28 protein-coding genes are annotated in these 24,394 nt (G+C 64.6%); 10 read left to right on the top strand and 18 right to left on the bottom strand.

Features of this window, described 5'->3' with window-relative positions:
* From L0D18_RS01315 to L0D18_RS01300, 4 genes are all read left to right on the top strand, one after another.
* Positions 1 to 498, top strand: coding sequence for a GerMN domain-containing protein (locus tag L0D18_RS01315; RefSeq protein ID WP_243026858.1), 498 nt, complete (start codon positions 1 to 3; stop codon positions 496 to 498).
* A complete protein-coding gene (locus L0D18_RS01310; protein ID WP_243026857.1) occupies positions 495 to 3,533 on the top strand; it encodes an AAA family ATPase in 3,039 nt (1,012 codons plus the stop codon). The genes L0D18_RS01315 and L0D18_RS01310 overlap by 4 nt, the downstream gene beginning before the upstream one ends.
* Positions 3,520 to 3,846, top strand: coding sequence for a nucleoside triphosphate pyrophosphohydrolase family protein (locus L0D18_RS01305; protein WP_243026856.1), 327 nt, complete (start codon positions 3,520 to 3,522; stop codon positions 3,844 to 3,846). The genes L0D18_RS01310 and L0D18_RS01305 overlap by 14 nt, the downstream gene beginning before the upstream one ends.
* A 75-nt stretch (positions 3,847 to 3,921) precedes the next feature.
* Positions 3,922 to 4,572, top strand: a complete 651-nt coding sequence (locus L0D18_RS01300; protein ID WP_243026855.1) for a peroxiredoxin — start codon at positions 3,922 to 3,924, stop codon at positions 4,570 to 4,572.
* Positions 4,573 to 4,626: 54 nt separating this feature from the next.
* Here L0D18_RS01300 and L0D18_RS01295 read toward each other — a convergent pair whose 3' ends face one another.
* A complete protein-coding gene (locus tag L0D18_RS01295) occupies positions 4,627 to 4,866 on the bottom strand; it encodes a TFIIB-type zinc ribbon-containing protein (RefSeq protein ID WP_243026854.1) in 240 nt (79 codons plus the stop codon).
* Complete coding sequence (locus L0D18_RS01290) at positions 4,867 to 5,547, bottom strand: zinc metallopeptidase (RefSeq protein ID WP_243026853.1); 681 nt, start codon at positions 5,545 to 5,547, stop codon at positions 4,867 to 4,869.
* A 257-nt stretch (positions 5,548 to 5,804) separates the two neighbouring features.
* Between L0D18_RS01290 and L0D18_RS01285 the strand changes: the two genes are divergently transcribed.
* Entirely contained in the window at positions 5,805 to 6,662 is an 858-nt protein-coding gene (locus L0D18_RS01285; protein WP_243026852.1) for a sulfurtransferase, read from the top strand.
* 37 nt (positions 6,663 to 6,699) lie between these two features.
* On the opposite strand, the gene sdaAA is transcribed toward L0D18_RS01285, so the two are convergent.
* Entirely contained in the window at positions 6,700 to 7,563 is an 864-nt protein-coding gene (sdaAA, locus tag L0D18_RS01280) for an L-serine ammonia-lyase, iron-sulfur-dependent, subunit alpha (protein ID WP_243026851.1), read from the bottom strand.
* 44 nt (positions 7,564 to 7,607) lie between these two features.
* On the opposite strand from sdaAA, the gene L0D18_RS01275 reads away from it, so the two are divergent.
* Entirely contained in the window at positions 7,608 to 8,261 is a 654-nt protein-coding gene (locus tag L0D18_RS01275; RefSeq protein ID WP_243026850.1) for a response regulator, read from the top strand.
* Positions 8,262 to 8,264: 3 nt separating this feature from the next.
* Here the strand turns inward: L0D18_RS01275 and rplS are convergent, their stop codons facing one another.
* From rplS to ffh, 6 genes are all read right to left on the bottom strand, one after another.
* Positions 8,265 to 8,720, bottom strand: a complete 456-nt coding sequence (gene rplS / locus L0D18_RS01270; protein ID WP_243026849.1) for a 50S ribosomal protein L19 — start codon at positions 8,718 to 8,720, stop codon at positions 8,265 to 8,267.
* A 56-nt stretch (positions 8,721 to 8,776) separates the two neighbouring features.
* Positions 8,777 to 9,496 (bottom strand): tRNA (guanosine(37)-N1)-methyltransferase TrmD, encoded by a 720-nt coding sequence (trmD, locus tag L0D18_RS01265; protein WP_243026848.1) that lies wholly within the window; start codon positions 9,494 to 9,496, stop codon positions 8,777 to 8,779.
* On the bottom strand, positions 9,497 to 9,985 hold the full coding sequence (rimM, locus tag L0D18_RS01260) for a ribosome maturation factor RimM (protein ID WP_243026847.1): 489 nt from the start codon (positions 9,983 to 9,985) through the stop codon (positions 9,497 to 9,499). It abuts the gene before it with no gap.
* Positions 9,986 to 10,045: 60 nt separating this feature from the next.
* A complete protein-coding gene (locus tag L0D18_RS01255; RefSeq protein WP_243026846.1) occupies positions 10,046 to 10,264 on the bottom strand; it encodes a KH domain-containing protein in 219 nt (72 codons plus the stop codon).
* A 115-nt stretch (positions 10,265 to 10,379) separates the two neighbouring features.
* Positions 10,380 to 10,640 (bottom strand): 30S ribosomal protein S16, encoded by a 261-nt coding sequence (gene rpsP, locus L0D18_RS01250; RefSeq protein ID WP_243026845.1) that lies wholly within the window; start codon positions 10,638 to 10,640, stop codon positions 10,380 to 10,382.
* Positions 10,641 to 10,646: 6 nt separating this feature from the next.
* Positions 10,647 to 11,951 (bottom strand): signal recognition particle protein, encoded by a 1,305-nt coding sequence (gene ffh / locus L0D18_RS01245; RefSeq protein WP_243026844.1) that lies wholly within the window; start codon positions 11,949 to 11,951, stop codon positions 10,647 to 10,649.
* Between the two features lie 206 nt (positions 11,952 to 12,157).
* Between ffh and mgtE the strand changes: the two genes are divergently transcribed.
* Together mgtE and L0D18_RS01235 are read left to right on the top strand one after the other, a co-directional pair.
* The gene (gene mgtE, locus L0D18_RS01240; RefSeq protein ID WP_243026843.1) at positions 12,158 to 13,507 is read left to right on the top strand and encodes a magnesium transporter; all 1,350 of its coding nucleotides are present in this window, start codon (positions 12,158 to 12,160) and stop codon (positions 13,505 to 13,507) included.
* Positions 13,507 to 13,896, top strand: coding sequence for an ADP-ribosylglycohydrolase (locus L0D18_RS01235; RefSeq protein WP_341474579.1), 390 nt, complete (start codon positions 13,507 to 13,509; stop codon positions 13,894 to 13,896). The genes mgtE and L0D18_RS01235 overlap by 1 nt, the downstream gene beginning before the upstream one ends.
* 216 nt (positions 13,897 to 14,112) lie before the next feature.
* On the opposite strand, the gene queA is transcribed toward L0D18_RS01235, so the two are convergent.
* From queA to L0D18_RS01205, 6 genes are all read right to left on the bottom strand, one after another.
* Positions 14,113 to 15,147 carry a tRNA preQ1(34) S-adenosylmethionine ribosyltransferase-isomerase QueA gene (queA, locus tag L0D18_RS01230; RefSeq protein WP_243026841.1) on the bottom strand — a complete coding sequence of 345 codons (1,035 nt, stop codon included), beginning with the start codon at positions 15,145 to 15,147 and terminating at the stop codon, positions 14,113 to 14,115.
* Entirely contained in the window at positions 15,144 to 15,680 is a 537-nt protein-coding gene (locus tag L0D18_RS01225; RefSeq protein ID WP_243026840.1) for a LabA-like NYN domain-containing protein, read from the bottom strand. Before L0D18_RS01225 ends, queA begins: the two co-directional genes overlap by 4 nt.
* An 11-nt stretch (positions 15,681 to 15,691) precedes the next feature.
* Entirely contained in the window at positions 15,692 to 18,277 is a 2,586-nt protein-coding gene (locus tag L0D18_RS01220) for a phosphoenolpyruvate carboxylase (protein WP_243026839.1), read from the bottom strand.
* The gene (locus L0D18_RS01215) at positions 18,274 to 19,032 is read right to left on the bottom strand and encodes a TIGR00282 family metallophosphoesterase (RefSeq protein WP_243026838.1); all 759 of its coding nucleotides are present in this window, start codon (positions 19,030 to 19,032) and stop codon (positions 18,274 to 18,276) included. The genes L0D18_RS01220 and L0D18_RS01215 overlap by 4 nt, the downstream gene beginning before the upstream one ends.
* Before the next feature lie 37 nt (positions 19,033 to 19,069).
* Positions 19,070 to 19,573 carry a DsrE family protein gene (locus tag L0D18_RS01210; RefSeq protein ID WP_243026837.1) on the bottom strand — a complete coding sequence of 168 codons (504 nt, stop codon included), beginning with the start codon at positions 19,571 to 19,573 and terminating at the stop codon, positions 19,070 to 19,072.
* A gap of 151 nt (positions 19,574 to 19,724) precedes the next feature.
* Positions 19,725 to 19,955, bottom strand: coding sequence for a hypothetical protein (locus L0D18_RS01205; protein ID WP_243026836.1), 231 nt, complete (start codon positions 19,953 to 19,955; stop codon positions 19,725 to 19,727).
* Positions 19,956 to 19,977: 22 nt separating this feature from the next.
* On the opposite strand from L0D18_RS01205, the gene recO reads away from it, so the two are divergent.
* Positions 19,978 to 20,649 carry a DNA repair protein RecO gene (recO, locus tag L0D18_RS01200; RefSeq protein WP_243026835.1) on the top strand — a complete coding sequence of 224 codons (672 nt, stop codon included), beginning with the start codon at positions 19,978 to 19,980 and terminating at the stop codon, positions 20,647 to 20,649.
* On the opposite strand, the gene greA is transcribed toward recO, so the two are convergent.
* Genes greA through L0D18_RS01185 form a run of 3 tightly spaced genes read right to left on the bottom strand, consistent with a single transcriptional unit; the run spans position 20,644 to position 23,890 of the window.
* Entirely contained in the window at positions 20,644 to 21,114 is a 471-nt protein-coding gene (greA, locus tag L0D18_RS01195; protein ID WP_243026834.1) for a transcription elongation factor GreA, read from the bottom strand. The genes recO and greA overlap by 6 nt on opposite strands.
* 56 nt (positions 21,115 to 21,170) lie before the next feature.
* Complete coding sequence (locus L0D18_RS01190; RefSeq protein WP_243027037.1) at positions 21,171 to 21,989, bottom strand: aminotransferase class IV; 819 nt, start codon at positions 21,987 to 21,989, stop codon at positions 21,171 to 21,173.
* A complete protein-coding gene (locus L0D18_RS01185; protein ID WP_243026833.1) occupies positions 21,986 to 23,890 on the bottom strand; it encodes a chorismate-binding protein in 1,905 nt (634 codons plus the stop codon). Before L0D18_RS01185 ends, L0D18_RS01190 begins: the two co-directional genes overlap by 4 nt.
* Here L0D18_RS01185 and L0D18_RS01180 point away from each other — a divergent pair.
* Positions 23,860 to 24,381 carry a Uma2 family endonuclease gene (locus L0D18_RS01180; protein WP_243026832.1) on the top strand — a complete coding sequence of 174 codons (522 nt, stop codon included), beginning with the start codon at positions 23,860 to 23,862 and terminating at the stop codon, positions 24,379 to 24,381. The two genes, L0D18_RS01185 and L0D18_RS01180, sit on opposite strands and share 31 nt — an antisense overlap.
* Positions 24,382 to 24,394 lie beyond the last annotated feature (13 nt).

The following is a 24,394-nucleotide window of genomic DNA, read 5'->3' as shown; positions in this document are numbered from 1 at the left end:
ATGCGCCGACTCTTGACCTTCTGGAACCTCCTTGGCCTTGCCGTCTTCGCCCTGGGGGCTCTGGTCTACTGGCAAAGCCCAGGGCACCAGGCTTCCTCCGCCCTGCCTTTGCCCTCGGAGGAGACCCTGGCCGCAAGCAGCCTGCCCACCATCCTTTACCTTCCCAATCCCCCTCAAGGCCTCCGCAAGGAAACCCGCACCCTGGAGTTGGCCCCGGGGGATACGCCGGAGCACAAAGTTCTGGCCGCCTGGGCCGAGGCCTTGCAGGCCCCTAAACCCCGGGCCCTCTACCGGATGGCCCAGGTTTTCGTGGTGGATCTTCCCGCCGATTTCCCCCTGGGTCTGGATGCCAGCCAGGAAGCCCTACGCCTTTACAGCTTGGCCTACACCCTCCTGGCCACCTTCCCCCAGGCCCAGGGGGTGCGCTTCCTGGTGGAGGGGGAACCTAAGCCGGGGCTGGCCCATTTAGACCTAAGCCAACCTTATCGCCTGCCATGAGGGAAAAGGAAGCCTGGCGCATTGACCGCTTGCTCCTCCAGGGGTTCAAGTCCTTTGCGGAGCGCACCGCTTTGGACTTTCCTGACCCCATCACCGGCATTATCGGGCCCAATGGCTCGGGCAAGAGCAACCTGGTGGAGGCCCTGCGCTTCGTCACCGGGGCCCGGGCCCAGGACCTAAGGGGCCAGGAACTCAGGGCCTTCCTCTTCCACGGAAGCGAAAGCCGACCGCCCCAAGGCCTGGCCGAGGTGCGGCTGGAGCTTTCCCGGGGCCGGGAACGCCTGGTGGTGGAGCGGCGCATAGAAGGGGAGCGCTCCATCTTCCGGGTGAACGGCCGCCCCATCAGCGCCAAGACCCTGGCCCTGCACCTGGCCGGCACGGGCCTGGGCCGGGGGGGGTACGCCATCGTGGGCCAGGGGGAGGTGGCCACCCTTTTGGAGGCCCCGGAGGAGGTGCTCCTTGGCCATCTGGAGGAGGCCTCGGGACTTAGGCCCGTGGCGGAGGCGGCCCGGACCACGGAAGAACGCCTTCGGGAAGCCTGGGACCTCTTGGAGCAGCGAAGGCTTGGGCTAGAGGAACTCCAGGCCCGGGCAGAAGGGCTAAGAAGGGAAGCGGCAACCGCGCAAAAGGCCCGGGAGCTGGACCTCCAGGTTCTGGCGCTGAAGGCAAGCCTCCTCGAGGCCCGGATAGAGGAAGCCCAGAAGGAGATGCAAAGGGCCCAGGAAAGGCTTGAAGCCCTAGCCCAGGAAGAGGAAACCCTAAAGGAGGAACGGGCAGGGCTCGAGGCCCACCGCCAAACCTTAGGCAAGAAGGAGGAGGCCTTGCGCCAGGAACTGGAGGCGGTGCGCCTTCGCCTCAAGGAACGGGAGGGCTGGGAGCGCGAGCTAAGAGAGCTTTCCCGGCTTCAAAAGACCTTGGACCGTCCCCCGCCGCCTGACCCCGGTCCCCCCGTTCCCCCTCCCCCCGTACCGGCGGAGGAACTCCGCCAGCGCCTCAAGGCCCTGCGGGCCCGGGAAAACCAGCTAAAGGAGGAAAAGCGCCGCCACGAAGAAGCCTTGCGCCGCTATCTGAGCGAACGGGCCCGCTACGAGGAGAGGCAAAAGGCCTATGCGGAGGCCCTCGCCCGGCGGCAACGTCTGGAGGAGGAACTTGGCCGCAAGCAGGAGGCCCTGAGGGTCCTCGAGGCCCAGGCGGCCCAAAGAAGGCAGCTGGAGGCAAGGCTGGCCGAGCTCAAGGCCCAAGCCCAGGCCGCCCAGCGGGAGGCCGAGCGCCTCAGGCGCCTGTTGCAGGCGGGAAGCGACCTGCAAGAGGGCCCCAGAAAGGTGCGCAAGCTTCCCGGGGTCCTGGGGGTGGTGGCCGACCTGGTGAGGCCCGAACCGGGGCTGGAGCTGGCCTTGGAGGTGGCCCTGGGCCCCCGGCTCCAATGGGTGCTTACCCAGGATGAGGAAGCCGCCAAAGCCGCCATCGCCCTCCTGAAGCGGGAAGGGGGCCGGGCCACCTTCTTACCCCTCAGCCTTCTTTCCCCCCCACCTCCCCCTTCACCCCAGCCGGCCTCTGGCCTCCTGGGACCCGCTTTCCGGCTGGCCCGGCTGCGGCTCGGGGTACCCCACGAAGAGGAAGTTCTCCTCACCCTTTTCGGGGACACCCTGGTCTTCAGGGACCTGGATACCGCCCTCGCCTACCGTAAAGCGGGGGGCAGGGAACGGCTGGTCACCGTAGAAGGAGAGGTGCTGGAACGCCTGGGGGCCCTCACCGGGGGAAGGCCAAGGGGAGGAGGGGAGACCCTCCTCCTAAGACGGCGCCTGGAGGACCTCGAGGCCGAAGAAGAGCTCCTCCCGCAAAAGGTCCGGGCCCTGGAGGAGGCCTTGGCCCCCTTGGCCTCCTACCAGCACCTGGAGGAACTCCGGGCCCAGGTGGCCACCCTCAAGCGTTCCCTCGCCTCCCCCCTACCCCCGCCCCCAGAGCCCCCCCCGCCTCCCCAAGACCCCTGGGAGGAAACCCAGCTTCAGGTCCTGGAGGAGGAGCTAACAAAGCTGGAGGAAGCCTTGGCCCAGGCCGATGCCCACGAACGCTGGCAGCTTCTTTCCCAAGCCCAGAAAGCCTGGGAAGAGGCGGAACAGGAGGTGCGCCGCCTCCAGCTGCGAATGGAGGAGCTGAAGGCCAAACTGGCCGCCACCGAACCCCTCCTGGCCGAGATGCAAGCCCTGGAAAGCCAGCTGGTGGCCTTACGGGAGGAAAGGCGAGCGCTCCAGGAACGGGAAACCCGGGCCCTCACCCGGGCCAACGCCCTTTTGGCCGAGCGGGAAAACCTAAGCCTCCTCCTGGCCCGCCGGGAAGCCCTCCTGGAGGAGCTTTTGCGGGAGCGGGCCGCTTTGCCTCCCGTGGAAAGGATCCCCGGTACCCCCAAGGCCCTGCAGGCCAAGCTGGCCCAGCTAGAACGGGAGCGGGCCAGCTTAGGACCCGTGAACGCCCTGGCGGAAAGGGAACTCCTCCAGCTGGAAGCCCGCCTTAAAGCCCAGGAGGAGGAGGTCCAAGAAGCCCTGGAAGCCCTGCACCGCCTCGAGGCGGAGACCAAGGCCGTGGAAAGGGAATACGCTGAGCGCTTGCGGGAAAGCTTCGCCGTGTTCCAGGAAGCCTTCCGGCGCAATGCTTCTGCCCTCCTGGGAGCCCAGGCCGAGGTGCGGCGGGAGGGCCGGGGCCTGAAGCTGGCGCTGGTTCCCGCAGGCAAACGCACCCAGGACCTCCGCCTCCTTTCCCTGGGAGAAAAAACCCTGGGCGCCTTGGCCTTTCTGTTCTCCCTGGGGGAACTCCAAGGGGGTCTGCCCCTAGCGGTACTGGACGAAGTAGACGCCGCCTTGGATGACGCCAACCTGGCCCGCTTCACCAGGTTCTTGCACTCGGGGCAGCAGTTCATCCTCATCACCCATCAAAAGCGCACCATGGAGGCCTGCCACGCCCTCTACGGGGTCACCGCCCAAGGAGGCGTGAGCCGGGTCTACTCCATCCGCAAGGAGGTAGCCCATGACCCTGAATGAGTACCAGCAGCAGGCCAAGAAGACCGCCCTTTACCCCGAGGCCTACCGGATCCTGTACCCCACCTTGGGCCTGGTGGGTGAAGCAGGGGAACTGGCCAACAAGGTAAAGAAGGTGCTTAGAGACCGCGGGGGAACCCTCGGCCCGGACGCTCGGGAGGATCTCTTGGCTGAGCTTGGGGACGTGCTTTGGTATGTGGCCCAGCTGGCCACCGACCTGGGGGTGAGCTTGGAGGAGGTTGCCCAAGGCAATCTAGCTAAGCTCCGCTCCCGGCTGGAACGGGGAAAGATCGGGGGCTCAGGGGACAACCGCTAACGCAAATCACTTGCATCTGATACCCCTTTAAGGTATAGTGTCCCTCGGCTGGCACATCAGCCGCGGAGGTCTGATATGGAAGAGACCGTTACCCTTCCCCGTTTAAACGAACCTGCGCCGGACTTCGTGGCCAAGACCACGGCTGGGGAGCTTCGGCTATCCGACCTCAAGGGCAAATGGGTGGTGCTCTTCAGCCACCCCGCCGACTTTACCCCGGTGTGCTCCACGGAGTTTCTGGCCTTCGCAAAGCGGCAAAAGGAGTTTGAGGAGCTGGGCGTTCAGCTGGTAGGCCTTTCCATTGACTCCATCTACGCCCACCTGGCCTGGCTGAAGGACCTGGAGGAGATGTCCGGGGTCCAGATTAACTTCCCGGTCATCGCCGACCTGGACATGAAGGTGTCCAAGCTCTATGGCATGATCCACCCCGCCGCCAGCGAAACCGCTGCGGTGCGGGCGGTGTTCATCATTGACCCCAACGGTATCCTCCGGGGGATGCTGTATTACCCCCTCACCACGGGTCGGAACATTGACGAGATTCTGCGCTTCATCCGGGCTCTCCAGTTCACCGACCGCACCGGCTTGAACACCCCTGCCGACTGGCAACCCGGGGAGGCCGCCATCGTCAAGCCTCCGGCCACCTTGGACGAGCTCAAGGCCGACGAAGCCAGAAAAACCGAGTACGCCGAGTACAGGCGCTGGTACCTCCGCCTTAAGAAGGCGGAGTAGCCTATCCCCCAAAAAGCCCCCGGAGTCTCCCGGGGGCTTTCAGGTGGCATGCCCTCAGTCAAAGATGTCCAGAAACCCTTTCTTTTTCCTGTAGGGTTTCCCTTCTTTGCGGTAGTAGGCCTCCCTTTCCTCCTCGTAGGAACGCTCCACTTCCCGGGCCTCGGCCAGGAGTTTCTCCAGCTCCCCCTTGTCCAGCCAAACACCCCCGCACTGGGGGCATACGTCCAACAGGACCCCCCGTCTTTCCACCTCCCGCATGCCCACCTGGCAGTTGGGGCAAAGGAGAAGGGGCATCTACTCCTCCCGGCGGCCCATGAGGAGGCTGGCGTAGTAAAGAAGGGTGGCCAAGGAGCTGGCTAGGGCCGCCACATAGGTAAGGGCTGCCCAGGTCAACACCTGGCGGGCGGGGGCCATCTCCTGTTGGGAAAGAAAGCCCATGCGCCTTAGGAACTCCAAGGCCCGCCTCGAGGCGTCAAACTCCACCGGCAAGGTGACCAGCTGGAAAAGGGCCACCGCCAGGAAGAGGTAGAGGCCCAGCTTGGCCAAACCGATCGCCCCCACCATAAGCCCCAGGATCACCAGCCAAGGCCCCAGGTTGGAACCCAGGCTGGCGGCCGGCAGCAGGCTGGCCCTTACCCGCAGCCAAGCATACCCCTGGGCATCCTGCACCGCATGCCCCACCTCGTGGGCCGCTACCGCCAGGGCGGCTAGGCTGGGCGAGGCGTAGTTGGGCTCGGAAAGCCGCACCGCCTTGGCGTGGGGGTCGTAATGGTCGGTGAGAGCCCCCGGCACCGGCTCCACCCGCACGTGGGTGAGGCCATGGGCATCCAGGATGGCCCGGGCCACCTGGGCCCCCGTGAGGCCACGGCTATTGGCCAACCGGCTAAAGCGGGCAAAGGTGGCCTGTAAACCCCCTTGAATCGCCAAGCTGGCCACGAAGACCAGCACCATGAGCAAAAGCGCCAACATGTCCATTCCCGTCCACCTCCTTACGGAGAGTAGCAAAAAACCGAGGCCACCCGTAGGTGGTCTCGCCATGCGCCTTCAGGCGCCCCAGCCGACCGGGGAAGGCTCCCGTACTGACGACCGGCTGGCCCCCACTAGGGGAGGCTACTCCCCGCAGGTACCTTTATACCAGACGCCCACCCCCATGGCAAGGCCCTGTTGCCAAATGTGGGCTCGTTTCCTTTATTACTTCACGCTCAGGGGTATGTTGGCCTGGGAGGTGAGGTATGGGGTATGCCCATCCTGAGGTACTGGTAAGCACGGAATGGGTTCAGGAGCGCCTGCAGGACCCACAGGTTCGGATCCTCGAGGTGGACGAGGACATCCTCCTCTACGACACCGGCCACATCCCCAACGCCCAGAAAGTGGACTGGCAGAGGGACTTCTGGAACCCCGTGGTGCGGGATTTCGTGGATGAAGAGGGGTTTGCCAACCTCATGGAAAGGCTTGGCATCTCCAACGACACCACGGTGATCCTCTACGGGGACAAGAACAACTGGTGGGCCGCCTATGCCTTCTGGTTCCTCAAGTACAACGGCCACCAGGACGTGCGCCTGATGAACGGGGGGCGCCAGAAATGGGTGCAGGAGGGCCGCCCCCTCACCACCGAGGTGCCCACCTTCCCAAAAGGCCACTACCGCGTCCCCTATCGGGATGAGTCCATCCGCGCCTACCGGGACGAGGTGCTCAAACACATCCTTAAGGCCAAGGAGGGTAAGGGAGCCCTGGTGGACGTGCGCAGCCCCGAGGAGTACCGGGGAGAGCTCACCCACATGCCCGGTTATCCCCAGGAAGGGGCCCTACGGGCCGGCCACATCCCGGGCGCCAAAAACATCCCCTGGGCCAAGGCGGTGAACCCCGATGGCACCTTTAAGACCGTAGAGGAACTAGCGGCCCTGTACCAGTCCCTGGGGATCACCCCGGACAAGGACGTGGTGGTCTACTGCCGCATCGCCGAGCGCTCCAGCCACTCCTGGTTTGTCCTCAAGTACCTTCTGGGCTATCCGCACGTGAAGAACTACGATGGCTCCTGGACAGAGTGGGGCAACCTGGTGGGGGTGCCGGTGGCCAAAGGAGAGGAGTAGCCCCATCCTGCCCCCTGGCGCTCCATGGTGGCCGGGCTCAATCCTCGGAAACCTGCCCTAGGGCCTGGGCGGCAAGCCGGCGCCCCGTGGGGGTGTCCGCCAAGCCCCCAAGGCCCGTTTCCTTTAGCTCCAAGGGCAGGAGACGGCCGATGCCCGCCATGGCCAGGATCACCTCATCGGGGGGGATCACGCTCCTGATGCCCGCAAGGGCCATGGAGGCAGCGCTCACCGCATGGACCGCATAAAACCCATTGCGCATCACACAGGGGACCTCCACAAACCCCCCCACGGGGTCGCAAACCAGGCCCAGGGTGTTCTGCAGGGCTAAAGCGGCCGCGTGGGCACAAGCCTCGGGGCTCCCTCCGAGGAGCTCGGTAACGGCGGCGGCCGCCATGGCTGCCGAGGAACCGATCTCCGCCTGGCACCCCCCGCTGGCCCCCGCGATGTAGATCTGGCGGTTGATGATCTTGGCCACGCCGGCGGCCAGGACCATGGGCATGAGGAGGGCTTCGTCGGGGATACCCAGGTGATCCGCCACCCCCAGAAGAGCCCCCGGCAGGGTCCCGGCGCTACCCGCTGTGGGTGCGGCCACAATCCGGCCCATGCGGGCGTTCTCTTCATTGACCGCCATGGCGTAGGCCTGGACCCGTTTCAAGAGGGGGTCCCGCAAGGGATCGGGAGTCTCCCACAAGGTCTTGGCGTTCCTACCCACCATCCCCGCCACGCTGGGAGCATCCGAGGCTAGACCCCTGCGGATGGAATCCCGCATGACGCCCAGGCGCTCCCGAAGCTTATCCAGGATAACCTCCGGGACTAAACCGGTTTCCTCCACCTCCTCGCGAAGCACCGCCTCCGACGCCCGGCCGGAAAGGCTTGCCAGTTCGTTCAGGGTTAATGGCATAGCCTCAGTATAGGCTTTGGCCCCATCCGCCCAGGGGTGGGCCTATGCTAAGGGCAGGAATGGGGACTCCAGAACCTAGCCTCCGCGTCCTGATCGCCGATGACCACCCCCTCTTCCGCCTGGGGCTTAGGGCGGGCCTCGAGGGGGAAGGCCTTGTGGTGGTGGCCGAGGCCCAGGACGGACAAGAAGCCCTGGACAAGACCCTGGCCCTAGGGCCAGAAGCCGTGCTCCTGGACCTCAGGATGCCCGTATTGGACGGGTTAGGGTGCGCCCGGAAACTACGCCAAGCGGGATACCAAGGCCTTATCGCCCTCCTCACCACCTACCAGGAGCCCGCTTTGGTACGGGAAGCCTATCTGGCTGGGGCCGACGCCTACTTTTCCAAGGAGCTGTCTGCCCCCGAGCTGAAAAGGCGCCTCCTGCGCGTGGCCCGGGGGGAGGAACGCCTCACCCCCCCTGACCTCCCCGTCCTGACCCCCAGGGAAGAAGAAGTGCTGGGCCTTCTGGCCCACGGGCTTTCCGTGAAGGAGATAGCCAAGGCCTTGGGCCTTTCCCCGGATACGGTGAAAGACCACCTGGAAAGCCTCTACGGCAAGCTCCTGGCCCGGAACCGCGTGGAGGCCTTGGCGAGGGCCAGAGCCCTGGGGTTTCTGACAAAAGCCGGAGGGCGGGATTCCCCGCCCCCTAGCACGGGATAACGGCTACTCGGCGCTGGACTCCCCTTGGGTGGGTGCCTCGGCGGCCTCGGCGATAGCTGCCTCCTTGGCGGCCTTGGCCATCTCCTGGTCCTGGCCGATGCGCTTGCGGTCGGCGCGGAGCTTACGGCGGATCTCCCTCTCGGAAAGCTCACGGATGAAGTAAAGCTTGGCCCGCCGGGCCCGGCCCCGCTGGACGATCTCAATCCGCTCAATGAGGGGGGAGTTCAGGGGGAAGATGCGCTCCACCCCTACCCCATAGCTCACCTTGCGCACGGTGAAGCTGGTGTTGTAGCCGTTCCGCTTGATCTTAATGACGATGCCCTCAAAGTTCTGCACCCGGGTGCGGTTGCCTTCCTTTACCCGGTAGGCCACCCGCACGGTGTCGCCAGGCCGGAACTCGGGCAGGTCGGTGCGGGTATACTTGGCCTCCACCACTTTAAGAAGAGCTCCTCGGTTCATCCCAATCCTCCTACCCCAGAGGAACCCTTAGGGGTTCATGGGCAACAGCCTCTAGTCTAGCCCTCCCGGTCCGCTTCTGCAAGCCACTGGGCCTCGAGGGGCCCAAGCCTCGCCTCCCTAAGAAGCTCGGGGCGCAGGGCCAGGGTTTTCCGCAAGGCCTCCCGCCGGCGCCAGCGCTCCACCTCCTGGTGGTTCCCGGAAAGGAGGACCTGGGGTACCTTTAGTCCGCGGAACTCCGGCGGACGGGTGTAGTGGGGGTAGTCCAAAAGCCCCCCTACGAAGGAGTCCTTGCGGTGGCTTTCCGGATCCCCGATCACCCCGGGAAGAAGCCGAGCCGTGGCCTCCAACACCGCCAAGGCCGCCACCTCTCCCCCCATGAGCACGTAGTCCCCAATGGTTAGGGAACGGGTCACAAAGGCCTCCACCCGGGCGTCAAACCCCTCGTAACGCCCGGAAAGAAGGACCAGGTGCTCCTTCTCGGCCAGCTCCTCCGCCACCTTTTGCGTGAAGGGCTCCCCCGCCGGGGAGAGGAGGATCACCTCGTCCGCAGGGAGCACCGTCTCCAAAGCCGCCACCGCCACATCAGGACGGATCACCATCCCCGCCCCGCCGCCATAGGGGGTATCGTCCACGGTACGATGGCGGCCCAGGCCAAAGGCCCTTAGGTCCACCACCTCCACCCTGATGAGCCCCCGCTCCCTGGCCCTTTTGATCAGGGATTCCGAAAGCCAAGGAAGGATGAGCCCAGGGAAAAGGGTAAGGATGCTGTAGCGCATTCACTCAAAAAGCCCAGGGATGGGCTCCACGTGGATCCCTTCCGCCTCCACCCGCACGTAAGGAGCCTGCAAGGGTACCAGGAACTCCCTTTGGTCGCGAAGCCTCTCCCCCACCCCGCGGATGATCAAGACGTCCTGGGCCCCGGCGTCCAGGATGTCCACCACCTCGCCCACCTGAACCCCCTCCACGAACACCGGCAGGCCCATGAGGGCAAAGTAGTAGTACTGCCCCGCCTCCAAAGGGGGAAGCTCCGAAACCTCGGCGTACACCCTGAGGCCCACCAAGGGCTCCGCCAGCTCCCGGCTTCGCACCCCCACCAGGTGCACCACCAGCTCATCCCCCACCTGGTAGAGGTCCTCCAGCGCCCGCCAGCCATGCCCTTCCACATAGACCCGCTCCAGGTGGGCCACCACGGGTTCACCCCGGAACTTAAGCCCTCCTTGAAGGGCATAGGGGGCCCCAAACCGGCCTATCTCCACCAGGCGCATACCCCTATTATGCCAAAATCCCCTTGCCTGCGCCCACGCTGAGGCGGAAGGGGTCTAGTCCTAGCGCACCTCCACCCCCACCTTGCGCTTGGCGTAGGCCCGCACCAGGGTGCGGATGGACTCAATCACCCGGCCCTGCTTACCGATAAGCCGGCCCTTGTCCTCAGGGGCCACCTCCACCATGTACACCGGCCCCTCGCGGGTGCGCCTTTCCTGCACCCGGACCTGCTCCGGCCGGTCCACCACGCTCTTGGCCAGGTATTCCACCAGGTCCTTCATGCCCTAATCCTAATGGGAAAACGCCGGAGGGAAAACCCTGCCGGCGCTTGGCCTCCCCCTTCGCCCCCTTGGCCCCGAGCCCTGGCTATACCTGGGGCCCCAGCTGGGCGAAGGGCTAAGCGGGCTGCTCTTGCCGGAAAACCCCCGCCTGCCGGAGAAGCCTACGTGCGGTGTCCGTGGGTTGAGCGCCCACGGAGAGCCAGTACCTGGCCCGCTCCACGTCCACCTTAAGCCACTCCGGGGTGGTCTTCCGGGGATCGTAGTAGCCTATCTTTTCAATGTACGCCCCGTCGCGCTTCTTGCGGCTATCGGTCACCACGATGCGGTAATGGGGGTTGTGCTTGGAGCCGAAACGAGAAAGACGGATCTTGACCATTCTCCCTTACCTCCTGAACATTCCCATGAGTCCCCGGCCCTTGTTCTTCTCCAGGGACTTCATTAGGGCCTTGGTCTCCTCAAAGGCCTTGATGAACCGGTTGATCTCCTGCACGCTGGTGCCGCTTCCCCTGGCGATGCGCTTGCGCCGGGAGGCGTTTAAGATGCGGGGGTCCTTCCGCTCCTCCGGGGTCATGGAAAGGACGATGGCCTCCAGGCGCCTAATGGCCTTATCGTCCACCTGAACCCCTGCGGGCAAGGCCTTCCCCACCCCAGGGAGCATGGAGAGCACCTCCGAGAAGGAACCGAGGCGCTTGAGGTTTTGCATCTGTTTGAGGAAGTCCTCCAGGGTGAGCTCCTTGGCGGACTTAGGGGCTTCGGCCTCGAGGCCTGCCGCCCTCACCTTCTCCGCCAGGGTGGCCACGTCCCCCATGCCCAGGATACGGCTCGCCAGCCGGTCCGGATAGAAGGGCTCCAGACCCTCAGGGCGCTCGGAAACCCCGGCGAAGTAGATGGGCTTCCCCGTCACGTGCCGGGCGGAAAGGGCGGCCCCACCCCGGGCATCCCCGTCCAGCTTGGTGAGGATGAGGCCCGTGACCCCCACCTTCTGGTCAAAGGCCTGGGCCACCCCCAGGGCCTCTTGGCCGGTCATGGCGTCCAGGACCAGAAGCACCTCGTCGGGGCCCAAGACCTCCTTGAGGCGGGCCAGCTCCGCCATGAGGGGCTCGTCAATCTGCAGACGCCCGGCGGTGTCCACCAGGATCAGGTCGCGAACCTCCTGCCTGGCCTTTTCCTCCACCCGGCGGCGGATGGACTCAGGCGCCTCCCCGTCCTGGACCTCCAGGACCGGAACCCCGATTCTCTCCCCCAGGATGCGAAGCTGCTCCCGGGCCGCGGGGCGCTGGGTGTCGGCGGCCACCAGGAGGGGCCTGCGCCCCTTGCCCTTATAAAAGAGGGCCAGCTTGGCGGCGGTGGTGGTCTTACCCGAGCCCTGCAGACCCACCAGGAACCAGAGGTTACGGTCCCTCAGGGTAGGGAAACGGGGCTCGCCGCCCAAGGCCTCCTTTAGGGCCTCGTAGACCGTGGCCAGGACCACCTCCGCCGGGGTAAGGCTCTCCAGGACCTTCTGGCCCAGGGCCTTTTCCCGCACGCTCTCCACAAAGGCCCTGGCCACCTCCAGGTTCACGTCCGCGTCCATCAGGGCCCGACGGATCTCCCTGAGGGTGGCCTTCAGGTCCTCCTCGCTGATGCGGCCCCGGCCCCTTAGGCGGTCTATGGCTTCCTGCAGTTTCCCCGCTAGCTTGGCAAACATGCGCCTCCCGGCCACCAGGCCGGGCCTTAGGATAGGGCACACCCCTTGAGCGTGTCAACCTCAATTTTTCCCACACTTCTAGCGAGGTCGGTTGACGGGGAAAGTCTGACCCCCTAGGCTAGAAAGGGTATGACAGGGGCTTTGCCCTCGAGTCCTAGGTCCTGAAGGCCGCCATGGGCGGCCTTCAGCGAGAAAGGAGGCCGCCTGTGGAAACGACCCCTTCCCCCCTTCGCCAAGCCCTGCAAGAAGGCGACACCCTTACCTTGCAAAGGCTCCTGGAGGAAATCCATCCCCAGGACCTCCTGGCCCTTTGGGATGACCTCGAGGGGGAGCACCGTTACGTGATCCTCACCCTCCTCCCCAAAGATCGGGCCGCGGAGGTCTTTTCCAACCTTCCCCCAGAAGAACAGGCGGAGTACCTGAAGACCCTCCCCCCTTGGCGGGTGCGGGAGCTTTTGGAAGAGCTTTCCCTAGACGACCTGGCCGACGCCCTCCAGGCGGTGGAGGAGGAGGACCCCGAGCTCTTCCGCCGCCTAAAGGAAGCCCTGGACCCCGAGACCCGGGCCGAGGTGGAAGAACTCACCCAGTACGAGGAGGACGAGGCGGGCGGCCTCATGACCCCCGAGTACGTGGCGGTGCGGGAGGGGATGACCGTGGATGAGGTCATCCGCTTCCTGCGCCGGGCCGCCCCCGATGCGGAGACCATTTACTACATCTATGTGGTGGACGAGGCGGGGCGCCTTAAAGGGGTGCTCTCCTTGCGGGACCTCATCGTGGCCGACCCCCGGACCAAGGTGGCGGAGATCATGAACCCCAAGGTGGTCTTCGCCCGCACGGACACCGACCAAGAAGAGGTGGCCCGGCTGATGGCCGACTACGATTTCACCGTGCTGCCCGTGGTGGACGAGGACGGGGTGCTGGTGGGTATCGTCACGGTAGATGACGTCCTGGACGTGATTGAAAAGGAGGCCACCGAGGATATCCACCGCCTGGCCGCCGTGGACGTGCCGGATCTGGTCTATAGCCAGGCCTCCCCCATCACCCTGTGGCTGGCCCGGGTGCGCTGGCTGGTGATCCTGATCCTGACCGGCATGGTCACCAGTTCCATCCTGCAAGGGTTTGAAAGCCTCCTCGAGGCGGCCACGGCCCTGGCCTTTTACGTACCCGTGCTCCTGGGCACGGGAGGCAACACCGGCAACCAGTCCGCCACCCTCATCATCCGGGCCTTGGCCACCCGGGACCTGGACCTAAGGGACTGGCGGCGGGTCCTCTTCAAGGAAAGCCTGGTGGGAAGCCTTCTGGGCCTCACCCTGGCCACGCTGCTTTTGGGCAAGGTCTTCCTGGACGGCCACGCCCCACTGGCCCCGGCGGTGGGCCTAGCCCTCTTCCTCCTGGTCCTGTTTGCCAACCTGGTAGGGGCCATGCTCCCGGTGGTGCTGAGGCGTCTTGGCGTAGACCCCGCCTTGGTGTCCAATCCCCTGGTGGCCACCCTTTCGGATATCTCGGGCCTTCTCATCTACCTTACCGTGGCCCGGCTTCTCCTTAACCTGGGATGATGCGGCTTTCCATGGTGGTGGAGTGGAGCAAGGGAAGCCCCTTCCGCTATGCCTGGAAGGAAGGGAAGCTCAGCCTGGTGGCGGTGGACCAACCGGCGCCGGTGAACTACGGCCTTATCCCCGGCCTTTTTAACCCCGCGGACGGAGAGGAGGTGGATGCGGTTTTCCTCGGCCCTCCCCTTCCCCCAGGAACCCGGGCAGAAGGGGAGGTGGTGGGCATGGTATGGCTTAGGGATGGGGACCATAAACTGGTCCTGGCCGGCCAGAAACCCCTAGACAGCCGGGCTATAGAACCCCTCCTGGCCTGGTTTCACCCGGATCGCCAACCCGCCTTCCTGGGCCCCCTCGAGGCCCAAGCCTTCCTCAAAAGCCTAGGCCTTCCCCTCTAATACCACCCCACCCTGGCTTGCGCCAGGGTGGGGGCCCCGGAAAAGCCCTTGGATAGGCGACATCTCTCTAGAACTCGTGGAACGAAACACGAAAAAAGGGTATCAATCCACACCGCCTTCGCTTAAAAAAAGCGCACCCCGATAGCGCTTCGGAGAAAAGCACGCAGGCGAGGCATCCGGTGGGTGCTGCGTGGCTTCCTGCCCTCACGGAACGCCCTACAGGATAAGCATGGCGTCCCCTAGGGAGTAAAACCGGTACCGCTCCGCCACCGCCAGCCGGTAGGCCTCCATGGTCCTCTCGTAGCCCAAAAAGGCCGCCACCAGCAGGAGGAGGGTGGAGCGGGGCAGGTGGAAGTTGGTGAAAAGGGCATCTATCACGCGGAAGGTGTAAGGAGGGTGGATGAAAAGCCGGGTCTCCCCCGCACCCGGCACCACCCCCACCCCTTCCCTATAGGCGCTTTCTAAGGCCCGCACCACGGTGGTGCCCACCGCCACCACCCGTCTCCCCTCCTTCTTGGCCCGGTTTACGGCCTCGGCGGTTTCCTCGGGGATTTCAAAGGGTTCGGAGTGCATCGGGTGGCTTTCCAGGTCCCCCTTGACCGGGCGGAAGGTACCAGGCCCCACATGAAGGGTTAGGAAACGAAGCTCCACCCCCATCTCCGGCAAGCGGGCGAGAAGCTCAGGGGTAAAGTGAAGCCCCGCGGTGGGCGCCGCCACCGAGCCCGGGCGCTTGGCGTAAACGGTCTGGTAGCGCTCAGGGGGAATCCTGGCCTTGATGTAGGGGGGCAAGGGCACCTCCCCCACCTCTTCCAAATGGGCCAGGAGGTCCCCTTCAAAGCGAAGAAGCCGCACCCCACCCTCCTCCACCCCCACCACCTCCGCGTGCAGGCCGGGAACCTCCCGCAAATCCCGCGGCGAAAGAAAACGCAGCCAAGTCCCAGGCTTGGCCTTCCTCCCAGGCCCCACCAAAGCCTCCCAAAGACCTGGGGACCTTTCCCGCACCAACAGCACCTCCACCTTTCCCCCTGTGGGCCTCGTAGCCAGGAGACGGGCCGGGATTACCCGGCTCTCGTTGAAGACCAGGACATCCCCAGGCCGAAGGTACGCGGGCAGGTCCCGCACCCGGCGGTGCTCCACCCTAAAGGGGCCCTGCCGATGGACCACCAGCATCCGAGCCAGGTCCCGGGGCTCCACCCCCTCTTGGGCGATGAGCTCCGGGGGAAGGAAGTAATCGTAAGCCTCCAGGCTCATCGCTCGGCGTTTTTGGGCTCCATGAAGGCGTTGGGAATCTCCGGAAGGTGCGTAAAGCGGTCCACAGCGTCTATGAGCCTCTGGGCCGTGGTCTCCCGGAAGGCGATGACCTCTACCCGGATGCCCCTTTCCATGAGGACCTCGAGGATCTCCACAAAATCCCCATCCCCGCTTCCCAGGACCACCACGTCCAGGTGGGGCATGAGCCGCACCATGTCCGCAGCGATACCCATATCCCAGTTGCCCTCGTAGATGGGCTTCCCTCCCTCGCCCAGCTCCTTCACCGTGAGGTACATGCGCCTAACCCGGTAGCCGATGGTGGAAAGCTTGTAGATGAAAGGCCAAGCTGAGGTATCCCCTTCCTTTTCCACCACATAGGCGGTGGCCCGCACCAAGCGCCTCCCCCCCACGGCAAAACGCAGGAGGCTCTCAAAGTTCACGTTGCGCTCGTAGTAGTCCCGGGCGGAGTGGTAGAGGTTCTGGGTGTCCACGAAGACGCCCACCCGCTGGTCAGGATGCTGGCCGAGTTCCATCGGCCTCCATCTTACCCCGCATTCCTGAGTCCCGCCGCCACCCCCAGCAAGGAAAGCAAGAGGGCCTTCCTCAGGGCCTCGTCCTCCCGGCCTCCGGGGGCACGGTAGCGGCGGAGGAGCTCCACCTGCACGAAGTTGATGGGGTCCACGTAGGGGTTGCGTAGCCCGATCTGCCTTTCCAGGGTCCTTTGGTTGTGGAGGAGGGGGGCCTGGAAGATGTTTTCCAGAAGCGCCACCGTCTTTCGGTACTCCTGGGCGATGCCATGGAAAAGGGAATGAAGCTCCTCTGGCACCAGGCGCAGGTAAAGCCCCGCCACCCCGATATCCGCCTTGGCCAGGGCCATGGCGGCGTTTTCCAGGGTGGTGGCCAAGAAGGGCCACTCCCGGTACATCCGCCTGAGAAGGTCCAGGGGAAGGCTTTCCAAGGCGCTAAGCCCATACCAACCCGGCAGGAGGAGGCGCACCTGGGTCCAGGCCATCACCCAGGGGATGGCCCTCAGGTCCCGGATCTCCCGCACCCGGCCGTGCCGGTACACGGGGCGGCTGGCGATGGGGAGCTCCCCGATCTCCCGGATGGGGGTGAGGGCCTCAAAGAAGGGGAAGAAACCCTCCTGGGCCAGAAGGGCCCGGTACCGGCGCACGCTCTCCTCCCCCGCCTGCCAAAGGGCCTCCCGCCACTCGGGTTTGGGTTCTATCCCCTCCCCCAAGGCCGCCTGGGCGAAATGGAAGAGGAGTTGCTCCAGGTGGCGCACGGCCAGCTCAGGGTGGCTGTACCGGTCCGCCAGGGCTTCCCCTTGCTCCGTGAGACGGATGCGGTACCCCACGCTCTTAGGGGGCAGGCTGGCGATGGCCCGGCCTGCGGGGCCCCCACCCCGGGCGGTGGAGGTACCCCGGCCGTGGAAGAAGAAAACCGGCAGGCCAAAGCCTTCCCCCACCCTGGCCAAGGCCTCCTGGGCCTCGTACAGGGCCAGGTTGGCGGCCAGGAAGCCCACATCCTTGTTGGAATCGGAGTAACCGATCATCACCTCCACCCCACCCCGGCCCCGAGCATGGGCAAGAAAGACGGGGTTGGAGAGAAGGCGGGCCAGCACCTCCGGGGCCCGGTGGAGGTCCTCTAGGGTTTCAAAAAGGGGCACCACGTCAAAGGGCAAGGAGGCGCCCGGGCGGTATAACCCCACCTCCCGCGCCAGGAGGAAGACCGCCAGGATGTCCGCAGGATGGTGGGTCATGGAGACCACATGGGCCCCCTTGTCCCGCCAGGCCCTAAGGGCCCCCAGGGCTACCCGCAGGGCCTCGCCCCTGGGCTCCTCCCCCACGGGCAAAAGGGGTCGGGCGCTTGCCAGCTCCCGGGTGAGAAGCGCCTCCTTCTCCTCCGGGGAAAGGGAGAGGAAGCCGGGATGGACACCCCCCACGGCCAGAAGCTCCTGGGCGGCCTCCAGAAGCTTTATGGACTCCTCCCTGAGGTCCAGGGGGGCCAGCTCCAGGCCGAAAGCCTGCAGGCGGGCCTCGAGGGGCCGGAAAAAGGAGAGGGCCACCTGCCCTAAGCCCACCGTCCCCAGGCCCTCCTCCGCCATCCGCAGCGCCCTTAAAAGCTCCTCGGTGCTGACCTCTTCCCTTTCCAGCCGGGCATAAAGCCGGGCAAAGAAGCGGCGGTAGGGTTCGCCGGGAAAGCGCTCCACCCCTTCTCCCCCCTCCCGGATACCCCGGGGGACGGGCACCTTGGTTTCGGAGAGGGAGAGGTCCCGCACCAGGTCCTCCAGCTCCCGTAGAAACCGTTCCCGGGCCACCTGGCGGGCATACCGACCGGCGAAGGCGGTCACCTCTGGGGTGACGAAGGGGTTGCCATCCCGGTCGCCTCCGATCCAGCTCCTAAAGTGCACCGGACTCTTCAGGCGGGGCCGTTTGCCATACACCTGTTCCAGGGCCGCCTCGAGGCCCTCCACCACCCGCGGCACCGCCTGCCAAAGGGTGGTGGGCAGGTAGTACAGCCCCCCCTTGATCTCGTCCTCCACCGTGGGCCTGGCCTTGCGCACCTCCTCGGTGGCGTAAAGCAGGGCTACCCTGGCTGCCAAACGGGAGCGGTCCTTGGCCTCCAGCTCTTCTTGAAGCTTTTCCAGATGGTACCTTAGGGTCCGCCGGCGGGTCTCGGTGGGATGGGCGGTGAAGGTGAGCCATAGCTCCAGGCGGTTGAGGTGGGCCTCCACCTCCTCCAGGGAAAGACCCCTTTTCTTCAGGGCCTGGGCCAAGGCCAGGAAGCCCTCGGGCCTAGGGTTCTCCGGGGTTTCCGCCTGGGCCCTGAGCCGGTTCACCCGCACCCGGTGCCTCTCCTCCGCCAGGTTCACCAGGTGGAAGTAGTGGGTGAAGGCCCGCACCAGGGCCTCCGCCTCCTCCAGGGAAAGCCCCTCGACCCGCTTTAGGAGGACGGCGCTCGCTCCCTCGTCCCCTTGCCGCCGGGCTTTGGAAAGCAGGCGCACCTCCTCCACCAAGGCAAAAAACCGCTCCCCCGAGATGGCCCGGATGGCCTCCCCCAGAAGGCGACCCAAAAGGTCCACCTCCGCCCGCAAGAGGTCAAAGGTGTCCTCCTTCCCCTGCGTCAAGGTTCCTCCCACACATAAGGGCCTATGGAAGCCCCCTTGCCTCCTTCCAGAATCAGCTCCGTGGCATGGAAACGGGCCCTTCCCTGCGCAGCCCTAAAGGGCTGGGGCCTACCCGTGAGGAAGCGGGCCAGGAAGGTTTCCACCTCCCCGCCGATGATGGACTCGTAGGTGCCAGTCATGCCCACATCGGTCTGGTACAGGGTACCCTTGGGCAGGCGCATGGCGTCCAGGGTGGGCACGTGGGTATGGGTGCCCAGCACCGCGGTAACCCGCCCGTCCAGGTAGTGGGCCAAGGCCATCTTCTCGCTGGTGGCCTCGGCGTGCACCTCCACCAGGATATAATCCGCCCTTTCCTGGGCCAAAAGGGCATCCAGGGTGCGGAAGGGATCGTCCAGGGGGTCCATGAAGATCCGGCCCATCACCTGCACAAAGAGGAGGCTCTCCTCCCCTGCCCAAAGCCGCCACCAACCCCGCCCCGGGGTACCCGGAGGGTAGTTGAGGGCTCGGACCACCGGCTCCTTCTCCAAAAGGTCGTAGACCTCCTTGTGGTCCCAGGCATGGTTCCCCAAGGAAACCAGGTCCACCCCTGCCTCGCGTAGGATGCGGTAGGAACGACGGTCCAGGCCCTTGCCCTTGGCGGCGTTCTCCCCGTTGGCAATGACCAGATCGTACCGGTCCCGGATATCCGGCAGGTGCAGGCTCACCACCCTGAGGCCGGGCTCGGCCATCACGTCGCCGATGAAAAGGACCCGCATGGGGGCATTATACGCACCCCTATGGGCCCTTTAAGGCCTAACCTACCTTGATATAGGCATAACCCTTGGCCTGGAGCTCCCCTAAAGCCCCTACCCCAGACGGCACCCACTTGAGGAAATCGTCGGACCGCAGTTTTTCCTTGGGGATATTGTTCCGGCTGAAGGTAATCTCGCAGAGGTAGTACTCCACCCCCAGCTGGGCCAGCTGCTTCACCCGGCTGAAAAGGGCCTCCCGGTCGTACTGGGCCGAGGCCCACGGGGTACCCTCCAGATCCTTGAGGAAAAACTGAACCCCGGCCCCATGGGCCACCACCACGATTTTGACCTTGAAGGGGTCGTTGTCGTAGACGGAGAGGTGGTTGCCGATGTTGGTCAGCATCTGCCCAAAGCGGTTAGGATCCCCAAAGTCCAGGTGGTAGACCACCGCCACCGGGGTTTCCTTCTTGAAGTCCTTATAGGCCACCTTCTCGTTGGCCCGAGCCCCCATCAGGGAGCCCGCCCCCAAAAGAGCACCTAACCTCAACAGAAGCCTACGGTCCATACTCCCTCCCCCTAAACTAAGGAAAAAGTATACACCCCTGATTGTCTTTTGGTCAAGGGTATAGGGCACGTTATAGATAAACCCGCCCTTCTGGGCTAAGGCCGGGTACTTATCGCGGTTTATCCAGAGAGCACCGTTTGCTGCCGCCTCCTTATGCGCTACGCTTTTGCAAAAGGTAAACCACCCCGTAGCCGATGGCCGCCAGGATCAGCAAGGGAATGGCGAACTTAAGTAGCTCCCAGATCAGCCCCGAAAGGGCCAAAAGCACCCGTCCTAAAAAGGTGAAGACCCATCCCCCAACCCAGAGGGCAAGGAGTACCCCTACCACCACCAGTAGGCCCAGGACTACCCATTCCAGGATGTCGCGCAGGGTCCGTTCCATGCCTTAAGGATACACTGGAAATGTGGAGGGGTACCACCTGGAGGAAGGCATCGTGGTGGGGCGTAAAGCCTTACCCCAAGGGGACCTGCTCCTGCGGTTCCTAACCCCAGGGGGAAGCCTCGAGGCCATGGTGCGCAAAGGCCTCCGCCCCACGGGGCGTTCGGGAAGGCTTTCCCTCTTTCACCATGTGCGCTTCCAGCTTTACCGCAAGGGCGAGGGCCTGCCCACCCTCACCCAGGCCGAGCTAATGGGCCGGCTCCATGGTCTGGAGGAGCCTAGGCGCTTCCTTCTGGCCTCCTTTCTGGCGGAACTAGCCTACCGCCTGGCCTCCCCCGAGGCCGCGCCCAGGATCTACCCCGTCTTCATCTCGGGCCTACGGGGCATCGCCAAACACCCCCGGCCCCTTCTACCCCTGGTATGGGCAGGCTGGCGGGTGGTGAAGGCGGGGGGCCTGGGTCCCAACCTTTTGGGGCCGGGTTTATACCTGAAGACGGGCCGCCTGGAGGATGAGGGCGTCTACCTGGGGGAAAGGGGCGTGGAAGCCCTCAGGGCCATCCTCCACCTCCCGGGTAGCGAGGCCCTTCCCTATCTGGAGGAAGCTCCCTTGGAAAGGCTACTGCTGGCCCTCAAACACCATGCGGAAGAGGCCCTGGGCCCTCTTAAGGCCACGCCCGCGCTCACCGCAGAACTATAGGGGCTTGATCTCGAGGATGGTGTAGACCTGGGCTCCCTTCTTGCCCCTTATCTCCACCACATCCCCCACCTTCTTGCCCAAAAGCGCCTGGCCCAAGGGGGACTCGTCGGAGATCTTGCCGCTGAAAATATCCGCCTCGTGGCTCCCCACAATGGCCAAAGAGAGCCTCTCCCCGGATTCGGTTTCCAGCTCCACCTGGCAGCCCAAGGCCACCTGCTCATAGGAGCCATTCCCCTCCACCACCACCGCCCGGGCCAAGAGGTCCTCCAGCTGGGCAATCCGGGCCTCATTCTGCCACATGGCCCGGCGGGCCTCATCGTAGCCAGCGTTCTCCCTTAAATCCCCTTCCTCCAAAGCCTGCTCAAAGTCAGCGGAAATCTCCTGCCGCTTGGTGGTCTTTAAGTGGTTGAGTTCCTCCTGAAGGCGCCTATAGCCTTCTGGGGTCAGGTAGACCGGCTTCTTCATCCCTTCCCTCCGCGTGAAAAGACACACCAGCCCATGGGCATGGGCTGGAACTTCCGCTATTTAGTATAGCAGGCGGGAAGGAAGCGCTCCACCAAGGGGCGAAGCTCAGAGGGACCAAACCCCACGGGCAAAAGCCCCACGCCGCTTCCCGCTAGGAGCAAGTTTCCCCTTGCCCCTTCCCGCTCCCCTCCCCGACGGCGCAGGGCCAGTTGCGGCGGAAGGGGTGGCGGCTCGGCCAAGGGAAGTTCCCAGGGGTAAAGCCGGGCCCTTTCCACCCTGAGGCCCAGTTCCCGAGCCGCCTCAGCCACCTTTATCCGGGTGATCCCCTCGAGGCCCCCCTCCAGGAGCAAGAGCACCCCATCCCGGTAAAGGAGGGGGCTGGTGCGGCTTCCATCCACCACATAGCCCTCGCCATCCTGCAAAAGCCCCTCAAAAGCCCCCTGCCCCTCCGCCTCCTTCCAGGCCAGACGGTAGGGCAGGTAGTTGCCCGTCTTAAAGCGGTACAGGTCCGGATGCACCCGGTAGGGCGTCAAGAGAACCCGCACCCCTTCCTCATAGGCCGCCAAGGGAAGGGGCGTATAGGGCCGGGCCTCGGTAAGCCAGACCCCCTCCCCCACGGTGAAGCGGAGGCGGAGGCAAGGAAGGTGGGAAAGCTCTTTCTTCAGGGCCTCGAGGTCCTTTAGGAACACCCCATCCCCCGGGTAGGGAAGCCCCAAGGCCGAAGCATGCCGCCTTAGGCGGTGGAGGTGTTCCCCTAGCCAAAGGGCCTCTCCCCTTTCCACCCGCAAGGTGGTGAAAACGCTTAGGCCATGGTACAAAAACCCTTCCGGAAGGGGCTCGCTGAAGGGCTCCCCCCGCAGAAGGACCCGCCTCAGGTCTCCTCCAGGAACCTTGCCAGAAGCTCCATCCCCCACGGGGACAGGATACTCTCCGGGTGGAACTGGACGCCATAGGCCCGCCGCCCATCCCAGATGGCCATGGGGATCCCCTCCGCTGTCCAGGCCAGAAGGCGCACCCCCTCAGGGAGGTTTCTTAGGGCCAGGGAGTGGTAGCGGGCGAAGGGAAGGGGGTTGGGAAGCCCTTGGAAAAGATCCTGTCCTCGGTGGTAGATGGGGTGGGCCTCCCCGTGCACGGGCGCTTCCCGGTAGAGCTCCGCCCCCAAGGCTACCCCCAGGGCCTGGTGCCCCAAGCAGATGCCCAAGAAGGGGATTCCTTCCGCCAAAGCCCCATGGGTCCAATCCATAAGCCTACCCGCCGCAAAGGGGTCCTTGGGCCCTGGCCCCACCACCAGGTGGGTAAAGCCTTGGAAACGGGGAGGCTCCTCCTGGTCCACCACCACCACCTCCGCCCCCAAGGCCCTCAGGTAGTCCACCAGGTTATAGCTAAAGGAATCGCGGTTTTCCACAAAGAGGACCCTGGCCTTCACCTGGCGGGGAGGAAGGGGTGGGGCCCAGGAGGCCCTGGGCTTAGGCAGCTTTGGGCTAGCCCCGGGCCGGCCCCTGTCCAGGGCCAGAAGGAGGCTTTCCGCCTTGTGAAGCGTTTCCTGGTACTCCGCCTCCGGCCGAGAACCCATCACGATGCCTGCTCCCGCAGCAAAAAGCACCTCTTCTTCCACCTTTTGGAAGGAGCGGATGAGGATGTTGAAGTCAGCCCCTCGGCCGGAAACATACCCTAGGCTTCCCGTATACGCCCCCCGGGGTACAGGCTCCAGCTCCCGGATGGCCTCCATCACCATCCCCTTAGGGGCTCCGGTAATGGTACCCCCTGGGAAAAGGCTGGCGAACACCTGGCCTAAGGAAGCCCGGGTATACCCCTCCACCTGGGAAACCAGGTGCATGACGTGGGCATAACGCTCCACCGTGAAAAGCTCCCGCACCCTTACGCTTCCCGGCAAAGCCACCCGGGCCAGGTCGTTGCGCAGGAGGTCCACCAGCATGGCGTGTTCCGCCCTCTCTTTGGGAGAGGAAAGAAGTTCCCCCTCCCGGAGCACGTCCTCTTCCGGGGAGTGGCCCCTAGGCCGGGTGCCCGCTATGGGCCGGGCCTGGATGCGGCTACCCACCTTTTGGAAGAGCCTCTCTGGGCTTCCTGACACCACCGCCCACCCCTCCCCCTCCAAAAGGCCCATGAAGGGAGAAGGGTTTATGGCGCGGAGGCGGGCGTAAAGGAGAAGGGGGTCCACCGCCCCAAGAAGCCGGAAGCGGTGGGAAAGGTTTACCTGGTAGACCATCCCGGCCCGGATCCTCTCCTGCACCGCCAAAACCCCCTGGAGGAAAGCCTCCTGGGGGAAGTCCGAAACCACGGGATGGGGGAGTAAGGGGGGCGGGGTGTAAGCCAGGGGCCTTAAGGAAATCGAAGGCCTTTCCACAAGCTTCCCCTCCAGGAGGGCAAAGCCCTCCGGATAGTAGAAGAAAACCGCCTCGGGTAAACCGGGTAAGGGTGGGTGGGCGGCAAGCCCCAGGTGACGGGCAAACTCGTAGGCCACAAAGCCCATCCAAGCCGGGAAGTATCCCCGCCCAAGACCTTTCTCCAGATAGGCGAAGAGATCCACCGCCTCCCCCACCCGCCGGCCATCCAGGTAAAGGCGCCCCTCCTGGACCTCGAGGCGGTGCTTAGGCCGCACTCCCAGGAGGGAAAGTTGGGAGAAAGGGGTCCTGACCCCCAAGGATTCCAGGAGAAAGGGCTTTAGCCCCAGGGTACGGGCAGCGTGGTAAAGCCCCAACACGGGGCCAAGTATACTGAGAGGTGATGGTCCGGTATCGCTTCCCCGTTGAGGCATACCATAAGGCCTACCAGGCGGGCATCCTGCCCGAACGGGTGGAGCTTCTAGACGGTGAGGTCTATACCATGTCCCTCATGGGCAAAAACCACATCCGCTATTTGATACACCTTACCCGCGTTCTAAGCGAGGCCTTTTCCCAAGAGGCCCTAGTGGTTTCCCAAATTCCTTTGCTTCTTTCCCAGTTCTCAGAGCCTGAGCCCGACTTAGTTCTCCTCAGGTTGCCGGAAAGCCGATATGACCAACGCCCCCCCACCGCCGAGGACGCCCTTTTGGTGGTGGAAATCTCAGACTCCACCTTGATGCAAGACCGCTCCCTCAAGCTTCCCCTTTACCAAGAGGCCGGTATTCCCGAGGTCTGGATCGTAAACCTAGGGGAAGAGGTACTGGAGACTTACGCCCTCCCCCACTACGCGCAGGAGCGGTATCCCAAGGGCACCCCCGTATCCCCAAAGGCCCTTCCCCACCGACCCATCGTCTGGTGGGTCTAGCCCGGGCCAAACC

This window comes from Thermus albus (assembly GCF_022760855.1).
Lineage (GTDB): Bacteria > Deinococcota > Deinococci > Deinococcales > Thermaceae > Thermus > Thermus albus.
This window is presented reverse-complemented; position numbering and strand designations above follow the sequence as displayed.